Origin of the sequence: Micromonospora sp. WMMD980 (genome assembly GCF_029626035.1) — a bacterium.
In the GTDB taxonomy this organism is placed as follows: Bacteria; Actinomycetota; Actinomycetes; order Mycobacteriales; family Micromonosporaceae; genus Micromonospora.
In genome coordinates, this window is sequence record NZ_JARUBE010000003.1 from 132729 (window position 1) to 156480 (window position 23752).

General features: G+C 73.5%; 21 protein-coding genes. 17 read left to right on the top strand and 4 right to left on the bottom strand.

Annotated features, from left to right (window positions below):
- Positions 1 to 120: 120 nt before the first annotated feature.
- Positions 121 to 546: a nucleoside-diphosphate kinase gene (gene ndk / locus O7618_RS01100; RefSeq protein ID WP_278104076.1), complete on the top strand. Its 426-nt coding sequence runs from the start codon at positions 121 to 123 to the stop codon at positions 544 to 546.
- A gap of 52 nt (positions 547 to 598) precedes the next feature.
- Here the strand turns inward: ndk and sigJ are convergent, their stop codons facing one another.
- Both sigJ and O7618_RS01110 read right to left on the bottom strand, forming a co-directional pair.
- Positions 599 to 1483 carry an RNA polymerase sigma factor SigJ gene (gene sigJ, locus O7618_RS01105; RefSeq protein WP_278104077.1) on the bottom strand — a complete coding sequence of 295 codons (885 nt, stop codon included), beginning with the start codon at positions 1481 to 1483 and terminating at the stop codon, positions 599 to 601.
- Positions 1480 to 1923, bottom strand: coding sequence for a carboxymuconolactone decarboxylase family protein (locus tag O7618_RS01110; protein WP_278104078.1), 444 nt, complete (start codon positions 1921 to 1923; stop codon positions 1480 to 1482). The genes sigJ and O7618_RS01110 overlap by 4 nt, the downstream gene beginning before the upstream one ends.
- Positions 1924 to 2344: 421 nt before the next feature.
- Here O7618_RS01110 and ileS point away from each other — a divergent pair, with 421 nt between their 5' ends.
- A complete protein-coding gene (gene ileS / locus O7618_RS01115) occupies positions 2345 to 5485 on the top strand; it encodes an isoleucine--tRNA ligase (protein WP_278104079.1) in 3141 nt (1046 codons plus the stop codon).
- Positions 5486 to 5638: 153 nt separating this feature from the next.
- Entirely contained in the window at positions 5639 to 6319 is a 681-nt protein-coding gene (locus O7618_RS01120; RefSeq protein ID WP_278104080.1) for a lysophospholipid acyltransferase family protein, read from the top strand.
- A 10-nt stretch (positions 6320 to 6329) separates the two neighbouring features.
- Here O7618_RS01120 and O7618_RS01125 read toward each other — a convergent pair whose 3' ends face one another.
- On the bottom strand, positions 6330 to 7529 hold the full coding sequence (locus tag O7618_RS01125) for a hypothetical protein (protein ID WP_278104081.1): 1200 nt from the start codon (positions 7527 to 7529) through the stop codon (positions 6330 to 6332).
- A gap of 471 nt (positions 7530 to 8000) precedes the next feature.
- Between O7618_RS01125 and O7618_RS01130 the strand changes: the two genes are divergently transcribed.
- The 11 genes from O7618_RS01130 to O7618_RS01180 all read left to right on the top strand — a co-directional run bounded on the left by O7618_RS01130 (position 8001) and on the right by O7618_RS01180 (position 21082).
- Positions 8001 to 9983, top strand: coding sequence for a TIGR03960 family B12-binding radical SAM protein (locus O7618_RS01130; protein WP_278104082.1), 1983 nt, complete (start codon positions 8001 to 8003; stop codon positions 9981 to 9983).
- A gap of 165 nt (positions 9984 to 10148) precedes the next feature.
- Positions 10149 to 10586 (top strand): hypothetical protein, encoded by a 438-nt coding sequence (locus O7618_RS01135; protein ID WP_278104083.1) that lies wholly within the window; start codon positions 10149 to 10151, stop codon positions 10584 to 10586.
- Between the two features lie 13 nt (positions 10587 to 10599).
- Entirely contained in the window at positions 10600 to 12078 is a 1479-nt protein-coding gene (locus O7618_RS01140; protein WP_278104084.1) for a hypothetical protein, read from the top strand.
- 10 nt (positions 12079 to 12088) lie between these two features.
- Positions 12089 to 13405, top strand: coding sequence for a type VII secretion-associated serine protease mycosin (gene mycP / locus O7618_RS01145; protein WP_278104085.1), 1317 nt, complete (start codon positions 12089 to 12091; stop codon positions 13403 to 13405).
- A gap of 220 nt (positions 13406 to 13625) precedes the next feature.
- A complete protein-coding gene (locus tag O7618_RS01150; RefSeq protein WP_278109868.1) occupies positions 13626 to 14345 on the top strand; it encodes a TIGR03936 family radical SAM-associated protein in 720 nt (239 codons plus the stop codon).
- A gap of 131 nt (positions 14346 to 14476) precedes the next feature.
- Positions 14477 to 17617, top strand: coding sequence for an Rne/Rng family ribonuclease (locus O7618_RS01155; RefSeq protein WP_278104086.1), 3141 nt, complete (start codon positions 14477 to 14479; stop codon positions 17615 to 17617).
- 122 nt (positions 17618 to 17739) lie between these two features.
- Positions 17740 to 18213, top strand: coding sequence for a hypothetical protein (locus O7618_RS01160; RefSeq protein ID WP_278104087.1), 474 nt, complete (start codon positions 17740 to 17742; stop codon positions 18211 to 18213).
- A gap of 188 nt (positions 18214 to 18401) precedes the next feature.
- Positions 18402 to 18719 (top strand): 50S ribosomal protein L21, encoded by a 318-nt coding sequence (gene rplU, locus O7618_RS01165; protein WP_091072401.1) that lies wholly within the window; start codon positions 18402 to 18404, stop codon positions 18717 to 18719.
- Between the two features lie 11 nt (positions 18720 to 18730).
- On the top strand, positions 18731 to 18985 hold the full coding sequence (gene rpmA / locus O7618_RS01170; protein ID WP_088960747.1) for a 50S ribosomal protein L27: 255 nt from the start codon (positions 18731 to 18733) through the stop codon (positions 18983 to 18985).
- Between the two features lie 89 nt (positions 18986 to 19074).
- Positions 19075 to 20544, top strand: coding sequence for a GTPase ObgE (gene obgE / locus O7618_RS01175; protein ID WP_278104088.1), 1470 nt, complete (start codon positions 19075 to 19077; stop codon positions 20542 to 20544).
- Positions 20545 to 20614: 70 nt separating this feature from the next.
- Complete coding sequence (locus O7618_RS01180) at positions 20615 to 21082, top strand: GNAT family N-acetyltransferase (RefSeq protein WP_278104089.1); 468 nt, start codon at positions 20615 to 20617, stop codon at positions 21080 to 21082.
- Positions 21083 to 21115: 33 nt separating this feature from the next.
- Here the strand turns inward: O7618_RS01180 and O7618_RS01185 are convergent, their stop codons facing one another.
- Positions 21116 to 21586, bottom strand: a complete 471-nt coding sequence (locus O7618_RS01185) for a DUF4383 domain-containing protein (RefSeq protein WP_278104090.1) — start codon at positions 21584 to 21586, stop codon at positions 21116 to 21118.
- A 197-nt stretch (positions 21587 to 21783) separates the two neighbouring features.
- On the opposite strand from O7618_RS01185, the gene O7618_RS01190 reads away from it, so the two are divergent.
- From O7618_RS01190 to O7618_RS01200, 3 genes are read left to right on the top strand one after another with little or no spacing between them, the layout of a single operon-like run.
- Positions 21784 to 22566: a hypothetical protein gene (locus tag O7618_RS01190; RefSeq protein WP_278104091.1), complete on the top strand. Its 783-nt coding sequence runs from the start codon at positions 21784 to 21786 to the stop codon at positions 22564 to 22566.
- Positions 22567 to 22597: 31 nt separating this feature from the next.
- On the top strand, positions 22598 to 23050 hold the full coding sequence (locus O7618_RS01195) for a phage holin family protein (RefSeq protein WP_278104092.1): 453 nt from the start codon (positions 22598 to 22600) through the stop codon (positions 23048 to 23050).
- Positions 23047 to 23685, top strand: a complete 639-nt coding sequence (locus O7618_RS01200; protein ID WP_278104093.1) for a DUF3618 domain-containing protein — start codon at positions 23047 to 23049, stop codon at positions 23683 to 23685. The genes O7618_RS01195 and O7618_RS01200 overlap by 4 nt, the downstream gene beginning before the upstream one ends.
- The last annotated feature ends 67 nt before the right edge of the window (positions 23686 to 23752 follow it).

Consider the following 23752-nt stretch of genomic DNA (forward strand, 5'->3'; position numbering starts at 1 on the left):
TCAGGCTAGGCCGCCGCGGCGGGCCAGGGAAGACGCAGCCGCCGCGCCGGCGCCGGGACCGGGTCGCTACGCTGACCGTACCCAGCGCGACCAGGTTTAGGTGCACAGGAGGAAGCCAGCGTGTCCAGCAGCAGCCCGGACGAGCGGACGCTCGTACTGATCAAGCCCGACGCGGTGCGCCGTGGTCTGGTGGGCGAGATCCTGTCCCGTTTCGAGCGCAAGGGCCTGCGGATCGACGCGCTGGTGAGCCGGACCATGGACGGCGACTTCGCCGACCAGCACTACGCCGAGCACGTCGACAAGCCGTTCTACCCGCCGCTGAAGACGTTCATGACCGGCGGCCCGCTGGTGGCGCTGGTGCTCTCCGGCGACCAGGTGATCGAGGTGGTGCGGGGCATGATCGGCAGCACCGACGGCCGCAAGGCCGCCGCCGGGACCATCCGTGGCGACCTGTCCCTGTCGAACCGGGAGAACCTGGTGCACGCCTCCGACTCGACGGACAGCGCCAAGCGCGAGATCGCCCTCTGGTTCCCCGAGCTGGGCTGACCGACCTCCCGGCGGCCCCGGCTCCCCGCGTGGGACCGGGGCCGCCGTCCGCTCAGCGGCCGACCCGGGTCAGCTTGTCGGGGTTGCCGACCAGGTAGAGGTTGGTGATCCGGCCGTCGGCGGCGGCGACGCCGAGGGTGTACCGGACCCCGGACGGCCAGGTCAGCAGCAACGCCGGCGCGCCGTTGAGTTCCATCGGAACGGCCCGCACGCCGGGGCGGCGACGGCCGTACACGCCGGCGAAGAAGCGGGCGATCCGGTCCGCGCCGTACACCGGTCGGCGCGCCGCGCGGATCCGCCCACCGCCGTCGGACCACGCGGTGGCGTCGGTCGCGACCAGCTCGGTCAGCCGGACCAGGTCGCCGTCGCGGGCGGCGGCGAGGAAGGCGTCGAGCAGCCGGCGCTGCTCGACCGGGCCGGCGGTGAAGCGCCGCCGGTCCCCGGCGAGCCGGGCCGCCGCGCGGTGGTGCAGTTGCCGGCAGTCCGCGGCCGACCGGTCCAGGATGTCGCCGATCTCCGCGTACGGCAGCGCGAACGCGGTGTGCAGCACGTAGACCGCCCGCTCCGGCGGGGTGAGCCGTTCCAGCAGGTGCAGCAGGGCGGTGGAGACGGTCTCCCGCAGCTCGACGGTCTCCAGGGGGCCGAACGGCGACTCGTCGGTGGGCACCGGCTCGGGCAGCCAGGGGCCGACGTACGTCTCCCGGCCGGCGGAGCGGGCGCGCAGCCGGTCCAGCGCCAGCCGGGTCACCACCCGGGACAGGTAGCGGCGTGGCTCGGCCACCGCCCGCCGGTCGACGTCGAGCCAGCGCAGGTACGCCTCCTGGAGCACGTCCTCGGCGTCGTGCAGGCTGCCCAACAGCCGGTACGCCAGGCCGAGCAGCATCGGCCGGTGCGCGGTGAGCGCACCGGCCGCCTCCGCCGCGCCGGTGGACGTCACACCTCGCGCGGTGGCTGGGTCCGGCTGCTGACCACGATCCGGTTCCACACGTTGATTGTCGCGATCGCGACGATGAGGTCGGCCAGCTCCTTCTCCGACCAGACCTTGGCGGCGGCGTCCCACACCTCGTCGGGTACGCCGTGCTCGCCGAGCCGGGTGACCGCGTCGGTCAGCGCCAGCGTGGCGCGCTCCCGCTCGTCGAAGAACGACGGGGCCTCCCGCCAGGCGGCCAGGACGAAGAGTCGGCGGCTGTCCTCCCCGGCCGCCAGCGCCTCGCGGGTGTGCATGTCCACGCAGAACGCGCAGCCGTTGATCATCGACGCGCGGATCTTCACCAGCTTCAGCACGGTGTGGTCCAGGTTGCCCCGGATGTAGGTCTCCAGCCCGCTCACCAGGCGGTACGCCTCCGGGGCCACCGCCATCATGTTGATCCGGCTCATCGCCGCCTCCCTCGTGTCGTCGGTTCACGAGCACGACGGATCAGCACCCGTCCGGCGTGACGACGCCACGGTGTGACGCCGGTCATGCGAGGTGTTAAGCGGGGCCCCCTCCTATACCGGAGGCGTTAACCGGGGGCCCCGCCTTACTCGGAGGCGGAGCGGTGGGTGGGGCGGGTAAGCTTGGGCGCACAGGCGACGACCCGGCCATCACCGGCGAGCCTCCGGAAGAACAGCCGGGCAACCGGCCCAGTAGAACCGGACGGGACGGCCCGTCACAGCCGACCAACGAGCGGGCGGTCGATCCTGACCGTCAAGCGGGGTGGTACCGCGGGCCAGCCCGGGGGCGTCGCACGGCGCACCCGGAGAGGTTCGTCCTCGCAGACCCACCGACGAGTGAGCTGCGCGAGGAGAGCGACCCCCGATGGCCTATCCGTTGCACGACCTGAGCGGCGCCGGCGTCCCGGCGAGCCCGGACCTGCCCGCGGTCGAGCGCCGGGTGCTGGAGCACTGGACCGCCGACAAGACCTTCGAAGCCTCCGTCGAGGCGAGGCCGGCCGGCGACGACGGCAGGAACGAGTACGTCTTCTACGACGGCCCGCCGTTCGCCAACGGCCTGCCGCACTACGGCCACCTCTTCACCGGCTACGTGAAGGACGTGCTGCCGCGCTACCAGACCATGCGCGGCAAGCACGTCGAGCGGCGCTTCGGCTGGGACTGCCACGGCCTGCCGGCCGAGGTGGTGGCCGAGAAGCAGCTCGGCATCACCACCAAGGCGGAGATCCTCGACCTCGGCGTGGCCCGGTTCAACGACGCCTGCCGTGCCAGCGTGCTGGAGTTCACCCAGGACTGGGAGCGTTACGTCACCCGGCAGGCCCGCTGGGTCGACTTCGCCAACGACTACAAGACGCTCGACCTGGACTACATGGAAAGCGTCATGTGGGCCTTCAAGACCCTGCACGACAAAGGTCTGGTCTACGAGGGCTTCCGGGTGCTGGCCTACTGCTGGCGGTGCGAGACCCCGCTGTCGAACACCGAGACCCGGATGGACGACGTCTACCGGGACCGGCACGACCCGACGCTCACCGTGTGGTTCGAGCTGACCGCCGACGAGAGCGCGCCGGAGCCGCTGCGCGGGCCGGTGAAGCTGGGCGTCTGGACCACCACGCCGTGGACGCTGCCGTCGAACCTGGCGCTCGCCGTCGGCCCGGACATCGAGTACGCGGTCCTCGAACGCGATGGCGAGCGGTACGTGGTCGGCGCGGCGCGCCTCGGCGCGTACGCCAAGGAGCTGGAGGGCTACCAGCAGGTCGGCACCGTGCACGGCCGGGACCTGGTCGGGCGCCGCTACACCCCGCTCTACGACTTCCTGGTCGAGCCGGCCGGGCCGAACGCCTACCAGGTGCTCGGCGCGGAGTTCGTCACCACCGAGGACGGCACCGGGATCGTCCACCTCGCCCCGGCGTTCGGCGAGGACGACCAGAACACCTGCAACGCGGCCGGCATCCCGACCGTGGTCACCGTGGACGACCACACCCGGTTCACCGCGCTGGTCCCGCCGTACCAGGGCGAGCAGGTCTTCGACGTGAACAAGCCGGTGATCCGGGAGCTGAAGGAGCGGGGGGTGGTGCTGCGGCAGGATGTCTACACCCACTCGTACCCGCACTGCTGGCGCTGCGACACCCCGCTGGTCTACAAGGCGGTGTCGTCGTGGTTCGTCGCGGTGACCCGGTTCCGGGACCGGATGGTCGAGCTGAACCAGGAGATCAACTGGACGCCGGGGCACATCAAGGACGGCTCGTTCGGCAAGTGGCTGGCCAACGCGCGGGACTGGTCGATCAGCCGGAACCGGTTCTGGGGCTCGCCGATCCCGGTGTGGCGCTCGGACGACCCGAACCACCCGCGCGTCGACGTGTACGGGTCGCTCGACGAGATCGAGCGGGACTTCGGCGTACGCCTGACCGACCTGCACCGACCGGCGGTGGACGACCTGGTCCGCCCCAACCCGGACGACCCGACGGGCCGGTCGATGATGCGCCGGGTGCCGGAGGTGCTGGACTGCTGGTTCGAGTCCGGCTCGATGCCGTTCGCCCAGGTGCACTACCCGTTCGAGAACCGCGAGTGGTTCGAGCACCACTACCCGGGTGACTTCATCGTCGAGTACATCGGGCAGACCCGCGGCTGGTTCTACACCATGCACGTGCTGGCCACCGCGTTGTTCGACCGGCCGGCGTTCCGCAACTGCCTGAGCCACGGCATCCTGCTCGGCTCGGACGGCCGCAAGATGTCCAAGAGCCTGAAGAACTATCCGGACGTCTACCACGTGTTCGACTCCTACGGGTCGGACGCGATGCGGTGGATGCTGATGTCCTCGCCGGTGCTGCGCGGCGGGGACATGGCGGTCACCGAGACGCTGATCCGGGACGCGGTGCGGCAGGTGCTGCTGCCGCTGTGGAACGTGTGGTATTTCTTCACGCTCTACGCCAACGCGGACGGCTACCAGGCGAGTCGGCGCACCGACTCGACGAACGTGCTCGACAGGTACGTGCTGGCGAAGACGAACGAGCTGGTCGCGACCGTCGGCGCGCAGATGGACGCGTACGACATCTCCGGCGCGTGCGCGACCGTCCGGTCCTACCTGGACGCGCTGACCAACTGGTACGTGCGTCGCTCGCGGGACCGGTTCTGGGCCGGCGACGCGGACGCGTTCGACACGCTCTGGACCGTGCTGGAGACGCTCTGCCGGGTGGTGGCGCCGCTGGCGCCGCTGACCGCCGAGGAGATCTGGCGCGGGCTGACCGGCGAGCGGTCGGTGCACCTGACCGACTGGCCGGCCGCCGGGGAGTTCCCGGCCGACCACGAGCTGGTCTCCGCGATGGACAACGTCCGGGCGGTCGCCTCGGCCGCGCTGTCGCTGCGCAAGGCGAAGGGCCTGCGGGTCCGGCTGCCGCTGGCGAAGCTGACCGTGGCCTCGGCCGTCGCCGACCAGCTCCGGCCGTTCGCCGACCTGGTCGCCGACGAGGTCAACGTGAAGGAGGTCGTGCTCACCGGCGAGGTGTCGGCCTATTGCCAGCAGGTGCTGACCGTGGTGCCGCGGGCGCTCGGCCCGCGCGTCGGCAAGGCGGTCCAGCAGGTGATCAAGGCGGTCAAGGCGGGGGAGTGGGAACTCGTCGACGACGCCCCGGTGGCCGCCGGGGTGACCCTGGCCGAGGGCGAGTACGAGCTGCGCCTGGTCGCCGCGGACGCCGAGCACTCCGCCCCGCTGTCCGACGGCGTGGTGGTGCTGGACACCGACGTCACGCCGGAGTTGGCCGCCGAGGGGCTGGCCCGGGACGTGGTCCGGGCGGTCCAGCAGGCCCGCCGCGACGCCGACCTGGACGTCTCCGACCGGATCACGGTGGCGCTGTCGGCCTCCGAGGAGGTGCGCGCGGCGGTCGCCGCGTTCCGCGACTTCGTGGCGCGGGAGGTGCTGGCCGACAGCATCGACTTCGTCGAGGGGCTGGACGGCTTCGCCGGCGAGGTCGGCGACGGCGAGCGCGTGGCGGTCACCGTCCGCCGCGTGTAAGGCGGGGCCCCTTCTTAACGCATTCGGTAGAGGAGGGGCCCCCGCTTAACCGGGCGTACCGAGCGGGTGGACTGCGGGCCACCCGCTCGGCCTCCGGTGACGGCGTCGGCTACCGTGACAGCGCCTGTTTCGCGTACGACCGCCGGAGGACCCGTGCCCCTGCTCTACACCATCGGCAAGCTCACCGTGGCGCCCGCGCTCCGGTTGGCCTTCCGGCCGCACGCGGAGGGGTTGGAGCACATTCCGGCGACCGGTGGCGCGATCTTCGCGGGCAACCATCTCTCCGTCGCCGACGAGCTGCTGCTCGGCACCGTGGTCCCGCGGCACCTGGCGTTCTGGGCCAAGTCGGAATACTTCAACGGCACCGGGGTCAAGGGCGGCTTCTCCAAGTTCGTGCTCACCGGGCTGGGCGCCATCCCGGTCGAGCGCGGCGGCGGGCGGGCGGCGCTGTCCGCGTTCGACGCCGCGATCCCGGTGCTCAAGGCCGGTGACCTGGTGGCCGTCTACCCGGAGGGCACCCGGTCGCCGGACGGGCGGCTCTACCGCGGCCGCACCGGCGCGACCCGGCTGGCGGTGGCCGCCGGGGTGCCGATCATCCCGGTCGGCGTGACCGGCACCGACAAGGCCCAGCCGATCGGCACCCGGGTGCCGCGTCCGGGCCGCGCCAAGATCACCATCAAGTTCGGCAAGCCGCTGGACTTCACCGGCCGGCCCGACGACCGGTCGTCGCTGCGGGCCATGACCGACGAGCTGATGGCCGAGATCCAGAAGCTCACCGGCCAGGAGTACGTGCCCCGCTACGCGCCGAAGCGCAGCGAGCAGCCGCCGGCCTGACCGGTCCCGCTCAGGACTGCTTCGGGACCACCACCCGCTGGCGCAGGTCGTTCAGCAGCCGGCCGCTGTCCTCCACCGACAGGCGGGTGAACACGCCCGTGGTGAGGCTGCCGTGGTCGACCGAGGTGCACACCACCACCGTGTCGCCGTCCGCCCGGCCCACCGCGCAGCGCTCGTGCCGGCCGCGTACGCCGGTGTCCACGCTCACCGACGGCTGCAGCTCGTAGTCGCCGCCGAGGCGCTTCAGCTCCGCCTCGGCGTCGGACTCCGGGCTGAACCGGAAACCGGTGCTGCCGAAGAGGGTCACCCGCTTGCCGTCGTTCGTGGCGTAGATGCCGGCGAACGTGTCCTCGGCGAGCCAGTCCGCCTGACGTACCCGGCTCTTCAGGTCCTCGGCCGTCGCCTGGCTGCCCTGGTCCTGGCGCAGCCGCATCGAGTCGAGCTGCTCGGGGAGGGTGGCGCTGGCCGGGTACTGGCTGGAGAGCGGCTGGACCCACCAGAGCGGGATGCCGCAGCAGCACGCCACGCTGAGCAGCAGCACCCAGGGCCAGCGACGCCGGCGGCGGACCGGCACCGGCACGTACCCCCTGGGGGCCTGCCACCCGGCCGGCGGCGCGGCCGGTGGCGGGTTCCCGCCCCGGCGCTGCTTCGGCGGCCGGGCCTGCTTCGGCGGCTTGGCCGGGACGCCCCGGGCCGGCGGTGGCGAGACCGGACCGGCGACGGGCGCGGGGTACGGCGGGGTGTGCGCCGGCGGTGAGACCGGGTGGGCGGCCGGTGCGGCCGGGTGGTGCGGCGGCGGTGACACCGGGCTCGCGGCCGGCGGCGGGGCCGGATGCGGCGCCGGGTGGGCCGGCCACGGCGCGGTGTAGGGCATCGTCGCCGGCAGCGCCGGCAGCTCGGCCGACGGAAGGTTCCAGCCGGTGGTGTCCACCCCCGCCCACGGGTCCACCGGGGTCGCGTGCTCGGGTGAGTCGATCGGCGGCACCGGTGTGGGCTCGGCGGACTCGCCCCAGCCGCGGCGGCGCGGTGGCGGGGGCGGGACCGCGGCGGAACCGCTCCAGGGCGGCACGGCCGGTTCGACGCGGGTCGGCGGCGGCGCGTCCTCGACCCGGGTGGGATCCGGTCCGGTGCCGGCCGTGGCGGGGGTCGGACCGTCCTCGACCCGGGTGGGGTCGGGCGGGCGCGGAGCCGGCGGGACGCGGCCGGGCACGGTGGCGGTGCCCCGGGCCCGGGGAGGTGCGGCCGGGGTGGCGTCGGGGTCGTCGGTCCGCTCGTCGGCGCCGTCGTCCCGCTCCGGCGGGGCGTCCGCGCTGCCCGGCGCGGCGTCCGCGGTCGGGGTGGCGTCGGTCGGGACGGCTCGGTCGCCGGCTTCCGCGTCCGCGGCAGCCGCCTCGTCCCGGCACGGACGGCGGCGTGGTGGCCCCGGCGTCGACAGGCGTCGGTACGGCGGTCGGCGGCTCGGTGACGGACGGCCCCTCGGCCCCGTCGGCCGGCCGGCCCGCCTCCGGCTGCGGCTGCGACATCGCGGCAATCTCCTCTCGCGCCCGTTGCGAGGTTAGTACCGCCGCGCCACTGTCCACGAATCGCCGACCGGCCCGGGCCCACCCCCGCCAGGCTCCCGATCGCCGGAAAGGTGCCGGTGGGGGAGGGCGAGCCGGGGCACCGCGTACGCTTGGGCATCATGAGTGCCCCGTCCACGACCCCACGTCCCCCGGCCGCCAACTCGGTGTGGCCCCGGCTGGAGCCGTTGCTGCCGCAGGTGACCAAACCCATCCAGTACGTGGGTGGGGAGCTGGGCGCGGTGGTCAAGGACTGGGACGCCGCGACCGTCCGGTGGGCGCTGATGTATCCGGACGCGTACGAGGTGGGGCTGCCCAACCAGGGCGTGCAGATCCTCTACGAGGTGCTCAACGAGCTGCCCGACGTGCTGGCCGAGCGCACGTACGCGGTCTGGCCCGACCTGGAGCGCCTGATGCGCGAGCACGGCGTGCCGCAGTTCACCGTCGACGCGCACCGCCCGGTGCGCGACTTCGACGTGTTCGGCGTCTCGTTCTCCACCGAGCTGGGCTACACCAACCTGCTGGCCGCGATCGACCTGGCCGGCATTCCGCTGCTCGCCGCCGACCGCACCGGGGCCGACCCGGTGATCGTGGCCGGCGGGCACGCCGCGTTCAACCCGGAGCCGATCGCCGACTTCGTCGACGCCGCGGTGCTCGGCGACGGCGAGGAGGCGGTGCTGGAGATCACCGCCATCGTCCGGGAGTGGAAGGCCGAGGGCGCCCCGGGCGGCCGGGACGAGCTGCTGCTGCGGCTGGCCCGCACCGAGAGCGTCTACGTGCCGCGCTTCTACGACGTCGACTACCTGCCCGACGGCCGGATCCAGCGGGTCGTGCCGAACCGCCCGGACGTGCCGTTCCGGGTGCACAAGCGCACGACCATGGACCTGGACGCCTGGCCGTACCCGAAGAAGCCCCTGGTCCCACTCGCCGAGACGGTCCACGAGCGGTACGCGGTGGAGATCTTCCGGGGCTGCACCCGGGGCTGTCGGTTCTGCCAGGCCGGCATGATCACCCGCCCGGTGCGCGAGCGCTCGATCACCACTGTCGGCCAGATGGTGCAGCAGGGCCTGGAGTTCTCCGGCTTCCACGAGGTGGGCCTGCTGTCGCTGTCGTCGGCCGACCACTCGGAGATCGGCGACATGTGCTCCGGCCTGGCCGAACAGTACGAGGGCACCAACGTGTCGCTCTCGCTGCCCTCGACCCGGGTGGACGCGTTCAACATCGACCTCGCGCAGGAGCTGTCCCGCAACGGGCGGCGGACCGGTCTGACCTTCGCCCCGGAGGGCGGCTCGGAGCGGATCCGCAAGGTCATCAACAAGATGGTGTCGAAGGAAGACCTGATCCGCACCGTCGTCACCGCGTACACCAACGGCTGGCGGCAGGTGAAGCTCTACTTCATGTGCGGCCTGCCCACCGAGACCGACGACGACGTCCTCGAGATCGCCGACATGGCGCACGAGGTGATCCGGGCCGGCCGTGCGGCCACCGGCTCGAAGGACATCCGCTGCACGGTCTCCATCGGCGGTTTCGTGCCGAAGCCGCACACCCCGTTCCAGTGGGCGTCGATGGAGCGGCCGGAGGTCATCGACGGCCGGCTCAAGCTGCTCAAGCAGGCGATCAACAGCGACCGTTCGCTGGGTCGGGCGATCGGCTTCCGCTACCACGACGGCGAGCCGTCGCTGATCGAGGGCCTGCTGTCCCGGGGTGACCGCCGGGTCGGTGCGGTGATCCGCAAGGTCTGGGAGAACGGCGGCCGGTTCGACGGCTGGAGCGAGCACTTCTCCTACCAGCGGTGGGTGGACGCGGCGGCCGAGGTGCTGCCGGCGTTCGGGGTGGACCTCGACTGGTACACCACCCGGCAGCGGGAGGAGTTGGAGGTCCTGCCGTGGGACCACCTCGACTCCGGCCTGGACAAGGACTGGCTCTGGCAGGACTGGCAGGACTCGCTGTCGGAGTACGAGCAGGACGACTGCCGCTGGACGCCCTGCTTCGACTGCGGCGTCTGCCCGTCCATGGACACCGAGATCCAGATCGGCCCGACCGGCCGGAAGCTGCTGCCGCTGACGCCGGTCGGCGGTCTGCGGCAGCCCGCCGCCGCGGGCTGAGCGCGCCACGTCTGCCGGAGCGCGGGCGCCCCTCGGGGTGCCCGCGCTCCGTCGCGTCTCCGGCGGACCGCCCGGCCCGCCGGGGCGGGGCTGCCCGCAGTGGTGCTTCCTCGATACGCTGCGTCCGTATTGGACCGGCCGGGGGCCGGTAGCGGGGAGGACAGCATGGGCATCACGCCGCCGGACACCGGCGATCTGCACGTCAGCGTCGAGGACCTGGACGCCGCGGCCGACTACGTCGAGCGCCTCAAGCAGTACGTCGACGACACCATCGGCTACGAGATGGAACGCATCAAGGAGCGGATGAAGGGCGACAGCGCCAACGCGTCGGCGGTGCCGAACGGCACCCCGTTCGGCGGCTACGAGGACGCCCGGATGCAGTGGGCGGCGTTGACCAGGTCGACGGCCAACATGGAGGCCCACCTCAAGGCCATCTCCCACAAGCTGGCCGGCCTGAAGAAGGGCACCGAGGACATCGCGAAGGCGTTCCGTGACGCGGAGGCCCGCAACGCGGCCAACGGCAAGCAGATCGAGCGCCTGCTGGAGTCGGCGGTGCCGCCGCCGCAGGCCGGGCAGCAGCCCACCTACCCGTACCCGGCCTGAGGGGGAGACGATCATGGCTGGAGGCACCTGGGAGCGCGCGGTGCGCGAGGTGACCCTCTCCGCGGACCCGGAGACCGTCGGGTCGGTGGGCGCGGGCTGGAGCAACCTCTCCACCGCGCTCGGCTACCTGCGGGACTCGCTCGTCGGGCGCTCGTTCGTCGGCCCGATCGCGCCCGGCCAGGAGCGTCCGCACAGCGGCGGCCTGCCCGGTCTGCTGTCCGGTTGGCAGGGCAGCGGTGGTGACGCCTACCGCGAGCACCTGAACGGCATCGGCAAGGACATCGAGGAGCTGATCACGCACGCCAGCGGCGTCAGCGGTGCGTTGTCGCGGATCGAGGGCGACATCCGCACCGCGGTGGCCAGCATCCCCATCCCGCTGATGGACGACTTCGGCTGGAACGAGTGGAGCCTGCCCGGCGGCACCGAGCTGGACGACGCCCGGGACGGCGAGAGCCAGTCCGGTTTCCTCGCCTCCCTGCGCAGCGACTACGGGCAGCACCCCGAGCTCTACGCCGACGGCGCGTTCCGCGACAAGGCCGACGACCTCGAGGCGACCATGAAGATCGACGGCAACGCGAGCGACCAGAAGCGCGGCGGCTGGTGGGACACCAAGTCGCATCTGGACAACTGGTACCGGGACAACCAGGTGGCGGCCAACAAGGCGATGTCGCCGCTGCCGGTCGCGGTGGAGACCGAGCGTCCCAAGCTGGTCGTGCCCCAACCCAAGGACCAGCGCGACGGCTACACACCCGACACCCGCACCCCGCCCTTGGGCGTACCCGACACCGGGCTGCCCGGCGGTGGTGGTGGCGGTGGTGGTGGTGGCGGCAAGATGCCGTCGCTGGGCAGCACCGGCATCGGCGGTGGCGGCGGCGGTGGCGGCTCGTACGACGGTGGCTCGTTCACCCCGCCGCCGCCGCCCACCACCGGCGGCCCCGACCTCGGCGGCGGCCGTCCCGGCGGCGCCGGTACGCACGTCCCGCCGGTGACCGGTGCCGGCGCCCCGGGCTCGCTCGGCCACGACTACGGCAGCGGGCTGGCCGGCGCGGGCGGGCCGGGCACGATCACGGCTGGCGGCCCGGGCAGCGCGTTCGGTGGCGGTGGCGGCGGACTGGGCACGGTCGGTGGCGGTGGCGCCGGCTTCGGCGGCGGTGGCGCCGGGCTGGGTTCCGCCGGTGGCCTCGGCGGCGGTGGCCTGGGCGCGGCCGGCGGAATGGGTGTGGGTGCGTTGCCCGGCATGGTCGGCGGCGGCAACGGCAAGGTCCCGCCGTTGACCAGCGCGGCCAACGCGTTGCGCGGCGCGACCGGCGCCGGGGCCCCGGGCGCGGGCGGCCCGCGCGGCGGCGCGGCCGGCGGCATGATGGGCGGCGGCATGATGGGCGGTCACGGTGGCGCCGGGCACGGCGGCGGCGGCGAGCACTCGTCGTGGTTGACTGAGGACGACGATCCGTGGGGTGCCGGTGACGGTGCGTCCCCGGGCATCCTGCGATGAGGACGGACGGGTGAGGAAGCACCTCGGCGTGCTGCGGCCGGTGGCGGCGGGGCTGGCGGCCGGGCTGATGCTGCTGGGCGCCGCGCAGCCGGCGGCCGCCGCGCCGCGCCGGGCCGAGCAGTGGTACCTGGACGAGCTGCGCATCGACCGGGCACATCAGGTCTCCACCGGGCGCGGGGTGGTGGTCGGCGTGGTGGACACCGGCGTCGACGCGACGCACCCGGCGCTGCGCGGTCGGGTGTTACCCGGCGACCGCAGCTACGGCGCTCGCGGCGACGGCCGGGAGGACCCGGACGGTCACGGCACCCACATGGCCGGCATCATCGCGGCGGCCAACGTCGGCGACGGCGTGGACGGCATCGCGCCGGACGCCCGGATCCTGCCGATCAAGCAGGAGCCGGGGCCCGGGACCATCCCCGACGGCGCGTCCGCCCTGGGCATCCGGATGGCCGTGGACGGCGGCGCGAAGGTGCTCAACCTCTCCTTCGGCGGGGCTGGCGCACCGGACCCGGACGACGAGGAGGCGATCCGGTACGCGCTGGAGCGTGACGTTGTGGTGGTGGCCTCGGCCGGCAACCTCAAGGCGGGCGACGTGGACATCGCCTCGCCGGCCAGGATCCCCGGCGTGATCGCGGTGACCGGCACCACCCGCGGCGGCGGCTTCTGGTCCGGTTCCGCACAGGGCCCGGAGGCGGTGGTCTCCGCGCCCGCGGACGGCATCTACAACGCCGGCCCCGACCACGGTTACGGCTGGGGTGACGGCACCTCCGACTCCAGCGCCATCGTCTCCGGCGTCGCGGCGCTGATCCGATCGAAGTATCCGGAGCTGTCCGCGCCCGACGTGATCAACCGGATCATCCGCACCGCCCGGGACGCCGGCGCGCCCGGTCGCGACCCGCGGTTCGGTTTCGGCCGGATCGACCCGGTGGCGGCGCTCACCGCCGACGTGCCGTCGGTGTCGGCGAACCCGCTGCTCGGCCCGGCCTCCGCCGGCGCGTCCCCACCACCGGCCGCCGCCGAGGACGACAACTTCGACGTGACCAAGTACGGCGACCGGGGCGGCCCCACCGACCAGCAGGTCATGGTGATCGGCGTCGGCATCGCGGTGGCGCTCGTGGTGCTGCTGGCGCTCGTGGTGTTCCTGATCTGGAACCGGCGTCGGCACCGGCGCGAGCTGGCCCGGGCGGCGCAGATCCCGGACGACGTGGTCGATCGGCCGGACGGCGGCGGCAACGGCCCCCCGGTCCGGGCCGGCCAGGCCCCGCCGGGCTCCTACGCGCCCCCACCCTCCGGACCCCGGCACCCGCCGGGCGGCGACCGCCCCTGACGGCTCACTGTCGCTCACGAGGTCGACGGCCGGCCGGAGATCGACTCACCGCCGACCTCGTGGCCCGGCGTCGGTCGGCCGGTCCGGCCGGCCCCGGTCGCGGCGGGTGCCCGGGGCTGCGCCAGGATGGAGCGGACACGCAGGCACAGCCGAGGAGTTCACGATCGCCAGAAAGCCTCAACCCGAGGGTGGCCAGGCGCCCGTCGTCCAGCGGGTCCGCATCCGGTACGCCAAGCGTGGGCCGTTGCGGTTCACCTCGCACCGGGACTTCGCCCGGGCCTTCGAGCGCGCGCTGCGCCGGGCCGGCGTACCGATCGCCTTCTCCCAGGGTTTCACCCCGCATCCCAAGATCTCGTACGCGTCGGCGGCGCCGACCGGTGTGGCCAGCGAGGCGGAATACCTCGAGATCGGCCTGCGTGAGCCGGTCGACCCGGAGCAGCTCCGGGCGGCCCTGGACGCCGCGCTCTCGCCGGGGCTCGACGTGCTCGAGGCGGTCGAGGCCACCGGCGGCAGTCTGGCCGACCGGATCGAGGCGTCCCGCTGGCGCATCGAGCTGCCCGAGGTCGACCCGGAGGTGCTCCGCGCCGCCGTGGCGGCCTTCACCGCCGCCGAGGAGATCCAGGTCGAGCGAATGACCAAGCAGGGCCGGCGCACCTTCGACACCCGCGGCGCCGTGATCGCCATCGATGCGTCGACGCCGGCTGAGACGCCTTCCCGAGCGGCGGCCGTACCGTGTGCGATACTCGAACTGGTCGTACGGCAGGTCACCCCGTCCGTGCGACCCGATGACGTCCTTTCCGGCCTCCGCGTGGTGGCCGACCTGGAGCCGCCGGTCACCCCGAAGGTGATCCGGCTGGCGCAGGGCACGCTGACCGCGCAGGGCGAGATCGTCGATCCGTTGGACGCGGATCGCGACGGGGCAGCCATCGGAGGGCACTGACCGGACGGTCAGCGCTCTGGCAGGCAGACTTCGGCGGTCGCGCTCCCGCGCGCCCGGCGGAAACACCTTTGCGGCAACCCTGCGTGGCAGCGCTCAACCGCGCCCGGGGCAGCCAGAACTGGAGAACGTCCATGCTCGAGAACGAGCCCGAGGGCGGCGAACGGACCGGCGCGGAGCCGGCCGACGCGACCGCCGCCGACAGCACCGCCGGCGCCGCCGAGGTGAAGCCCCCGGCCCGCAAGCGGGCCAGCCGCCGCAAGGCGGCTCCGCTCAACCAGCCGGAGCAGACCGACGCCCCGGTCGAGGCGTCCGCCACCGCCACCGGCAGTGGCGAGTCGCCGCAGGCCGAGGTGTTCGCGCCGGTGGCGGGCGAGTCGGAGACCGCGCCGAAGACCGCCCGCCGGCGCCGCAAGGCGACCCCGGCGAAGGCGGTCGAGGAGCCGGTCGCCGCGACCGGCGTGGAGGCCACCTCGGACGAGGTGGTGCCCCCGGTCAAGGTGACCCGGACCCGCCGCCGCAAGGCCACCCCGCCCGCCGAGGAGCTTCCCGCCGTCGAGTCGCCGACCGAGGCGCCCGCCGAGGCGGCCGGGACGGCCGTGGCGCCGTCCGCCGCGCCGCGCGCCGACGCCGTCGTGGACGGACCGGTTTCGGTGCCCGGCGGGGCGGGCGAGATCGCCGAGGGGCGTGCGCCGCTCGACGAGGACGAGAACACCGACGCGGACGCGGTGGGCGAGGACGCCGTCGACGAGCCCACCCCGGCCGAGGGCACCGCGCCGACCCGCCGCGCCGGGGGCACGCGACGCCGCACCCGGGGGACCGCCGCCGAGGACGGCGCGCCGCGTCGTACCGAAGACGTCGACCTGGCCCGCGCCGGCGGGGTGGCCGACGACTCCGGCGCGGTGTCCACGGGCGCCGCGGTGCCGGGCGTCGCGGACGAGCCGGCGGCGGCCGAGGAACAGCCGGCCACCGGTCGTCGGCGCCGGGCCGCGCTCTCCGCTCCGACCGTCCTGTTCATGCCCCCGCAGCCCGAGGACGTCCCGGACGTCCGGGTCACCTACCCGGCCGCCGAGGAGGCGGTGGAGGAGCCGGTCGAGACCGGCCGTCGCCGTCGTCGGGGCCGTCGCGAGCCCGAGCCGGCCGAGGTGGCGGCCGAGGTCGTCGAGGAGGAGCCGACCGCCGAGGCCGAGGAGACCGCCGAGACCGAGGAGGAGGACGACGAGACGGCCGAGGGTCGCCGGCGTCGTCGTCGCGGTCGTCGCGGTCGGGGCCGTGGCAAGGGCGGCGCGGACGACGCCGAGGACGAGGAGTCCGGCACGGCGGAGGTGGCCGACTCGGAGGCCGAGGCGACCGCCGAGGACACCGACGCCGAGGACGAGGGGATGACCCGTCGTCGCCGGCGGCGTCGCCGTCGGGGCGCCGGGGAGGCGGAGACGGCCACCGAGGACGGCGTGCCCACCGTCGTCAAGATCCGTGAGCCGCGCAAGGCGGTCGACGAGGTCCAGGGCGTCTCCGGCTCGACCCGGCTGGAGGCCAAGCGCCAGCGCCGTCGGGACGGGCGGGAGCAGCGGCGTACCCGGCCGCCGATCCTGAGCGAGTCGGAGTTCCTGGCCCGCCGCGAGGCGGTCGACCGGACGATGGTGGTCCGCCAGCGCGGCGACCGCACCCAGATCGCGGTGCTCGAGGACGGCGTGCTGGTCGAGCACTACGTGACCCGCAACTCGTCCGGCACCATGGCCGGCAACGTCTACCTCGGCAAGGTGCAGAACGTCCTGCCCAGCATGGAGGCGGCCTTCGTCGACATCGGGCGCGGCCGCAACGCCGTCCTGTATGCCGGCGAGGTCAACTGGGACGCCACCGGCCTGGAGGGTCGGGCCCGCTCGATCGAGCAGGCGCTGCGCTCCGGCGACCCGGTGCTGGTGCAGGTCACCAAGGACCCGATCGGGCACAAGGGCGCGCGGCTCACCAGCCACGTCGCGCTCTCCGGCCGGCACCTGGTCTACGTGCCCAACGGCAACGCCTCCGGGATCAGCCGCAAGCTGCCGGACACCGAGCGCAAGCGGCTGCGGGACATCCTCAAGAAGCTGGTGCCGGACGGCGCCGGCGTGATCGTCCGGACCGCGGCCGAGGGCGCCAGCGAGGACGAGCTGGCCCGGGACGTCAAGCGGCTCCAGGCGCAGTGGGAGGACATCCAGGCGAAGGCGGCCTCCGGGGGCGCGCCGGTGCTGCTCTACGAGGAGCCGGACCTGGTCATCCGGGTGGTCCGGGACCTCTTCAACGAGGACTTCCGCGAGCTGGTCATCGAGGGCGAGTCCGCGTACGACGTGGTCGAGTCGTACCTGTCGCACGTCTCGCCGGACCTGGTCGCGCGGCTGCGCCGGCACGCCGGTGTCGCCGACGTGTTCGCCGAGCACCGGATCGACGAGCAGATCCTCAAGGGGCTGGACCGGAAGGTCTTCCTGCCCTCCGGCGGCTCGCTGGTGATCGACCGGACCGAGGCGATGACCGTCGTCGACGTGAACACCGGCAAGTACACCGGCTCCGGCGGAAACCTGGAGGAGACGGTCACCCGCAACAACCTGGAGGCGGCCGAGGAGATCGTGCGCCAGCTCCGGCTGCGTGACCTCGGTGGCATCGTGGTGATCGACTTCATCGACATGGTGCTGGAGTCGAACCGGGAGCTGGTGCTGCGCCGGCTGACCGAGTGCCTGGGGCGGGACCGCACCAAGCACCAGGTCACCGAGATCACCTCGCTCGGCCTGGTGCAGATGACCCGCAAGCGGATCGGCGCGGGCCTGTTGGAGGCGTTCAGCGAGACCTGCGAGTGCTGCAAGGGGCGGGGCGTCGTCATCCACACCGAGCCGGTGCCGGAGAAGCCGCGCGGCGGCGCGGCGGAGAAGGTCAAGGCGGTCGCCTCGGCGGTCGCGCCGGTCGAGGAGAAGGGCCGCCGCCGGGGTCGCAAGGCCGCCGCGGAGAAGCCGGAGACCGCGCCGGAGCCGCCGCCGGCGGCCGAGCCGGAGCGGACCGTCGCCGAGGTGGTCGAGACGCCCGACGACTACTACGACACCCAGGGCTACGACCTGTCCCGGTTCGCCGCCGACACGCCGGCCGTCCCGGCGGTCGCGGACAGCCAGGAGGGCGACTCGGCCCGGCTGGCGGCCTCCGACGACCCGGACGCGATCGGTGACGGCGAGGCCGACGACGAGGGCGCCGACGGTGGCACCCCGCGGCGGCGGTCGCGGCGGGGTGGGGCCCGCCGGCGTACCCGACCGTGAGCCGCTGACCTGCGTGGCGTTTGACAGGGCCCCCGCTCCGGCAACAGAGTGCCGAGCAGGGGCCCTGCCGTTTCCCGTCTACCCCCCCCCGGGCGGGGCGGCGCGTCCCGGAGGGAGGAGACATGCGTCGGGTGTTCGCGGTCACCGCGCTGGCCGGACTGCTGCTGGCCGGGTCGGGCTGCGCCAACCGGGACGACGATCCGTTCTCGGTGGGATTCGCCTCACCGGCGCCGGCGGCCACCTCACCCACTCCGGCCCCGACCGCGACCGGCGACGCGGGCGTCTGCGCCCGGGCGAAGCAGTCCGGTTCGGCGGCCGTGCAGACCTACGTGGCGAAGCTGGCGGAGATGCTGCGGGCCGGGGCCGCCCGGGACCGGAGCACGGAGAAGGCCGCCCAGCGGGACGCCGAGGCCGCGCTGGCGGGCTGGCGGGACGTGCTGCGGGAGCAGGCTCAGAAGGCCACCGACCCCGGCTTGCGGACGCTCCTGGCGGACCTGGCGACCGAGGTGGGCAAGCTCGGCACCGACGTGCGGGCGATCGACGAGGCGGAGTTCGACCGGCTCCAGCAGCGCCTCGACCAGCTCTGCCCGGCCTGATCGGCGGGCCCGGTTTGGGGGGCGGGCCCGCTATGGCGTACGCTTGCCTGCGGCGCACTTTGGTGTGCCTAGTTCCCGCGTGCCCGCGCCGCCGGTGTCACGGCTCCCGGCGAGACGCCGTGGGAACGACCCGCCGGTGACGGTGGGAAAAGACGTCAGCAGCCTCAACGACAGGGAGTCCGCCTCCGATGTACGCGATCGTCAAGACCGGCGGCAAGCAGTACAAGGTCGCCGAGGGCGACGTGATCGAGGTCGAGAAGCTCACCGGTGCCCCCGGTGACGCGGTGAAGCTCACCGCGGTGCTCCTCGTCGACGGTGACGACCTGGTGACCGACGCGGCGAAGCTCGCGAAGGTCGCGGTGTCCGGTGAGATCGCCGCGCACACCAAGGGCCCGAAGATCCGGATCCACAAGTTCAAGAACAAGACCGGCTACCACAAGCGTCAGGGTCACCGGCAGCCGCTGACCCAGATCAAGGTGACCGGCATCTCCAACAGCGGGAAGTAGGTCGTCCTCCAATGGCTCACAAAAAGGGTGCGTCCAGCTCGCGTAACGGTCGTGACTCCGCGGCCCAGCGGCTCGGCGTGAAGCGCTTCGGTGGTCAGGTCGTCAGCGCGGGTGAGATCCTCATCCGTCAGCGTGGCACCAAGTTCCACCCCGGTGACCTGGTCGGCCGTGGCGGCGACGACACGCTGTTCGCGCTGTCGGCCGGTGCGGTGCAGTTCGGCACCAAGCGCGGTCGCAAGACCGTCAGCATCGTGCCGCAGCAGTAGTTCGAAGGCGAAGCGGGCCGCGGACCTCGGGTCCCGGCCCGCTTCGCCTTTCCACGCGCGGGGCGGTCCCCGCTGGAAGGATTGGCGTCGTGACGACGTTCGTTGACCGGGTCGTCCTGCACATGCAGGCCGGCGACGGCGGGCACGGCTGTGTCTCCATCCACCGGGAGAAGTTCAAGCCCTTCGGCGGCCCGGACGGCGGCAACGGCGGCCACGGCGGCAGTGTGTCGCTGGTGGTCGACCCGCAGGTCACCACGCTGCTCGACTTCCACTTCCGGCCGCACCTGAAGGCCGAGAACGGCAAGGGCGGGGCCGGCTCGAACCGGGACGGCGGCAACGGCCGGGACCTGGTGATCAAGGTCCCGAACGGCACCGTGGTGCAGAGCCTCGACGGCGAGGTGCTGGCCGATCTGGTCGGCGTGGGCACCACGTTCGAGGCGGCCCGGGGCGGCCGCGGCGGGCGGGGCAACGCCTCGCTGGCGAACGCCCGCCGCAAGGCGCCGGGCTTCGCCGAGCTGGGTGAGCCGGGCGACAAGCTCGACGTGGTGCTGGAGCTGAAGAGCGTCGCCGACGTCGGCCTGGTCGGTTTCCCGTCCGCCGGCAAGTCCTCGCTGATCTCGGTGATCTCCGCGGCCAAGCCGAAGATCGCCGACTACCCGTTCACCACGCTGGTCCCGAACCTCGGTGTGGTCCGGGTCGACAACCACACCTTCACCGTCGCCGACGTGCCCGGCCTGATCCCGGGTGCGGCCACCGGCAAGGGGCTGGGCCTGGAGTTCCTCCGCCACGTCGAGCGCTGCGCCGTGCTGGTGCACGTGGTGGACACCGCGACGCTGGAGCCGGGCCGCGACCCGCTGGCCGACATCGACGCCATCGAGTCGGAGCTGACCCAGTACGGCGGGCTCGCCGACCGGCCCCGGCTGGTCGCGCTGAACAAGGTCGACGTGCCGGACGGCAAGGACCTGGCCGACATCGTCCGCCCCGACCTGGAGGCCCGCGGCTTCCGCGTCTTCGACGTCTCCAGCGCCACCCGCGAGGGCCTGCGCGAGCTGACGTTCGCGATGGCCCAGCTCGTCGACGAGAGCCGGCGGGCCACGCCGCCCGCCGAGCCGACCCGGATCGTGATCCGCCCGAAGGCGGTCGACGACGCCGGCTTCACCATCGAGGCCGAGGCGGACGGCTCCTACACGGTCCGTGGCAGCCGGCCGGAGCGCTGGGTGAAGCAGACCAACTTCGACAACGACGAGGCGGTGGGCTACCTGGCCGACCGGCTGGCCCGCCTGGGCGTCGAGGAGAAGCTGGCGAAGGCCGGCGCGGAGGCCGGCGACCTGGTGCGGATCGGCGAACGGGAGTTCGACTGGCAGCCCACGCTCTACGCCGGCGTCGACTTCGTGCCCGGCAACCGGGGCACCGACCTGCGGCTGGAGGACAAGTCGACGCGCCCCCGGGCCGCCGACCGGCTGGAGGCGCGCAAGGCCCGCCGGCGTCGCCCGGAGGACGAGATCGAGGGCGCGCCGGAGGCCCCGGCGGACGATCTGGACGACCCGGACGACGATTAGTTCGGCTCCGTCCGTGTTGGGGACGTTGGCCGGAAACCTCCGCGAAATCCGGCCGACCTAGCGTGGGCGGATGCTGATCGAATCCCGGCCCGCCACCGATCCGGAGATCGCCACGCTCGTCGTCGCCCAGCAGCGCGAGCTGCGGGACGCCGACGGCGGCCTGGACGGTCAGGTGACGGTCGTGCACGACGACATCCACTACCTGGCGGCCGTGATCGGCGGTCGGGCGGTCGGCTGCGGCGGCCTCCAGGCGCTCGACGCCGACACCGGCGAGCTGAAGCGGATGTACGTCCGGCCGGCGTTCCGGGGGCGGGGGATCGCCCGGCAGATGCTGGTCGCGCTGGAGGAGTTGGCCTTCCGGCACGGCCATCGGACGGTGTGCCTGGAGACCGGCACCTACCTGCCGGCCGCGATCGGGCTCTACCGCTCCGCCGGCTACCGGCCCGTCCCGGTCTACGGCGAGTACGTCGACAACCCGTACAGCGTCTGCTTCGCCAAGCGCCTGCCCGTCTGGGCGCAAGGAGGGGCCCCCTCTTAACGCCTGGCGTCGAGAGGGGAACCCTTCTCACACTCAGGGGCGGTCGATCGGGGTGTCCAGTCGGGTGCCGGTGCCCCGGTCGTTGCTCAGCAGCAGGCCGGTGGCGAGCATGCCGAACCCGAGCGCGAGGTGCAGCCAGTTGTCGGCGTCGTTCAGCGGCACGAAGTTGGCCGAGGTCTCGCGGCTGTCGATGGCGAAGCCGTAGAGCCAGAGCACCAGGTATAGCGCGCCGCCCACGGCCAGGAACGCCCGCGCCCCGGCCAGCCGCCGGGCCGCCACCAACCCGACCAGGCCGAACAGCAGGTGCACCAGGTTGTGCAGCACCGACACCTGGAAGACCCCGAGCAGCTTCGCCCCGGAGTGGTGCCCGGCGAACGTCATCTGGCCGTAGTGCGCGGTGACGCCGGGAACGAAGCCGAGCACGCCGATCAGCACGAAGAGGGCCGCCGCCGCGAGAGCGACCTGCTGCACGGCCGGCCGGGCCGATGCGTGTGCGCGTGCCATCACGGTCACCCCCGTCGGAGCTGCTCACCGCCCGGGCGGGCGGCACCTCATTCTGTGACCGGTGCGGGCCGCCTCCGCAGAGAAATGACGAATCAGGCATGAACCCGGCGACCGGGGGTAGGGCAGTTGTCACGCGGAAAGCATTCGCGTGACCCCCGTAACGCAAACCGCTGGAACGCACGAGCGGAAGGGACACCATGACTCAGGATCTTTCCTCCACGTCCGCCACGTACGAGTCGACGAACGGCGGCGGCGTACGCGACCAGGCGCGCCAGGTCGGCTCCGAGGCCGCCAGCGCGGGCGGCGCCGTGGCGCAGACCGCCAAGGAGCAGGGTCAGGAGGTGGTGGGCGAGGCCAAGCGGCAGGCCCGCGACCTCTACGGCGAGGCCCGTAACCAGGTCAGCTCGCAGGCCGGTCAGCAGCAGCAGCGCGCGGCGAGCGGCCTGCGGTCGCTGGCCGACGAGATGCGCTCGATGGCGCAGCAGGGTGGCGGCTCCGGACCGGTCACCGAGCTGGCCCACCAGGCCGCCGAGCGGGTGCACGGCGTGGCCGGCTGGCTGGAGCAGCGCGAACCGGGCGACCTGCTCAACGAGGTGAAGGGCTACGCCCGCCGCAACCCCGGCACGTTCCTGGTCGGCGCCGCCCTGCTAGGCGTGGTCGCCGGCCGGCTCACCCGGAACATCGCCGCCGTGGGCAACGACGGTGGCGCCGGAGGGTCCTACGACCCGGAGCGCACCGCCGTCATCCCGACCGCGCCCGCGGTGCCCGCCCAGACGCCGCCGGGCGGCTACCTGGACCCGACGCCGGGCAGCTACGCCGAGCCGGACCCGGGCCACTCCGCGCCGGGCGCCACCTACCCGGGCGGCGGCGCGCCGAACACCTGGGCGGACCCGGCGGGCGGCACCGGCCAGCCGCTGCCGCCGCCCACCCGGACCGACCCGCTGCCGGGCGTCCCGTCGACCGGCGCTCCGCGCCCGTGAGCCGGCGGACCGGCAGAAGGGAGGCGACGGCATGACCGTGCCGACGCAGGACCCCGGCTACCAGACGCCGGGCGCGCCCCACGAGGCCGACGAGGTGCGGGGCAGCTCGATCGGGCAGTTGATGAGCCAGGTGACCGGCGACCTCTCCACGCTGATGCGTCAGGAGGTCGAGCTGGCCAAGGCCGAGATCCGCCAGGAGGGCAAGAAGGCGGGCAAGGCCGCCGGCCTCTACGGCGGCGCCGGCTTCGGCGGCTACATGGTGGCGCTGTTCGTCTCCGTCGCGGTGTGGCAGTTCCTCGACAACGTCATGGACTCCGGGCTGGCCGCGCTGATCGTGGCCGTCGTGTGGGCCGTGATCGCGGCCGTCCTCTACTCGAAGGCGAAGAAGAACGCCGAGCAGATCCGCGGCCTGAAGCAGACCAACGACAGCGTCCAGCGCATCCCGGACGCGCTCAAGCCGAACCCGGAGGGAGTCACCCGATGAGCACCGATCCCGACCAGATCCGCCGGGAGATCGAAGCCACCCGCAACAACCTCAGCTCGGACGTGGACGCCCTGGCGTACAAGGTCAGCCCGGGCCGCATCGTCGACGACCGCAAGCAGCGCGTGCGCAGCGCGCTGACCAACGTGAAGGACAAGGTGATGGGAACCGCTTCCGACCTCGGCCACAGCACCGGCCACGCCGCCCACTCGGTGTCCGACCACTCCTCCTCGGCCGCCTCCACGGTGAGCGACAAGGCGCACTCCGCCGCCTCCACGGTGGGCGAGGCCGCCCAGCGGGCGCCGCGGGTGGTGCGGCAGAAGTCCCAGGGCAACCCGATCGCCGCCGGCGTGATCGCCTTCGGCGTCGGCATGCTGGTCTCCTCGCTGATTCCCGCCACCCGCCGTGAGCAGGAGCTCGCCGCGCAGGTCAAGGAGAAGGCGACCGAGCACAGCGACGTGGTCACGTCCAAGCTCGGCGAGGTCGCCGGTGAGCTGAGGGACGAGCTGCGCGAGCCGGCCCAGCACGCCGCCGAGTCGGTGCGCTCGACCGCCCAGGAGGCCGCGTACGCGGTCAAGGACGACAGCCGCAGCGCCGCCCAGGACGTCCGGGAGAGCGCGCACCAGGCCCGGTCCTGACCGCCGCGCCTTCCGGTCGGGCGGGGGCCCTTCTTGTCGCCCAGGCGTCGACAAGGGCCCCCGCCTT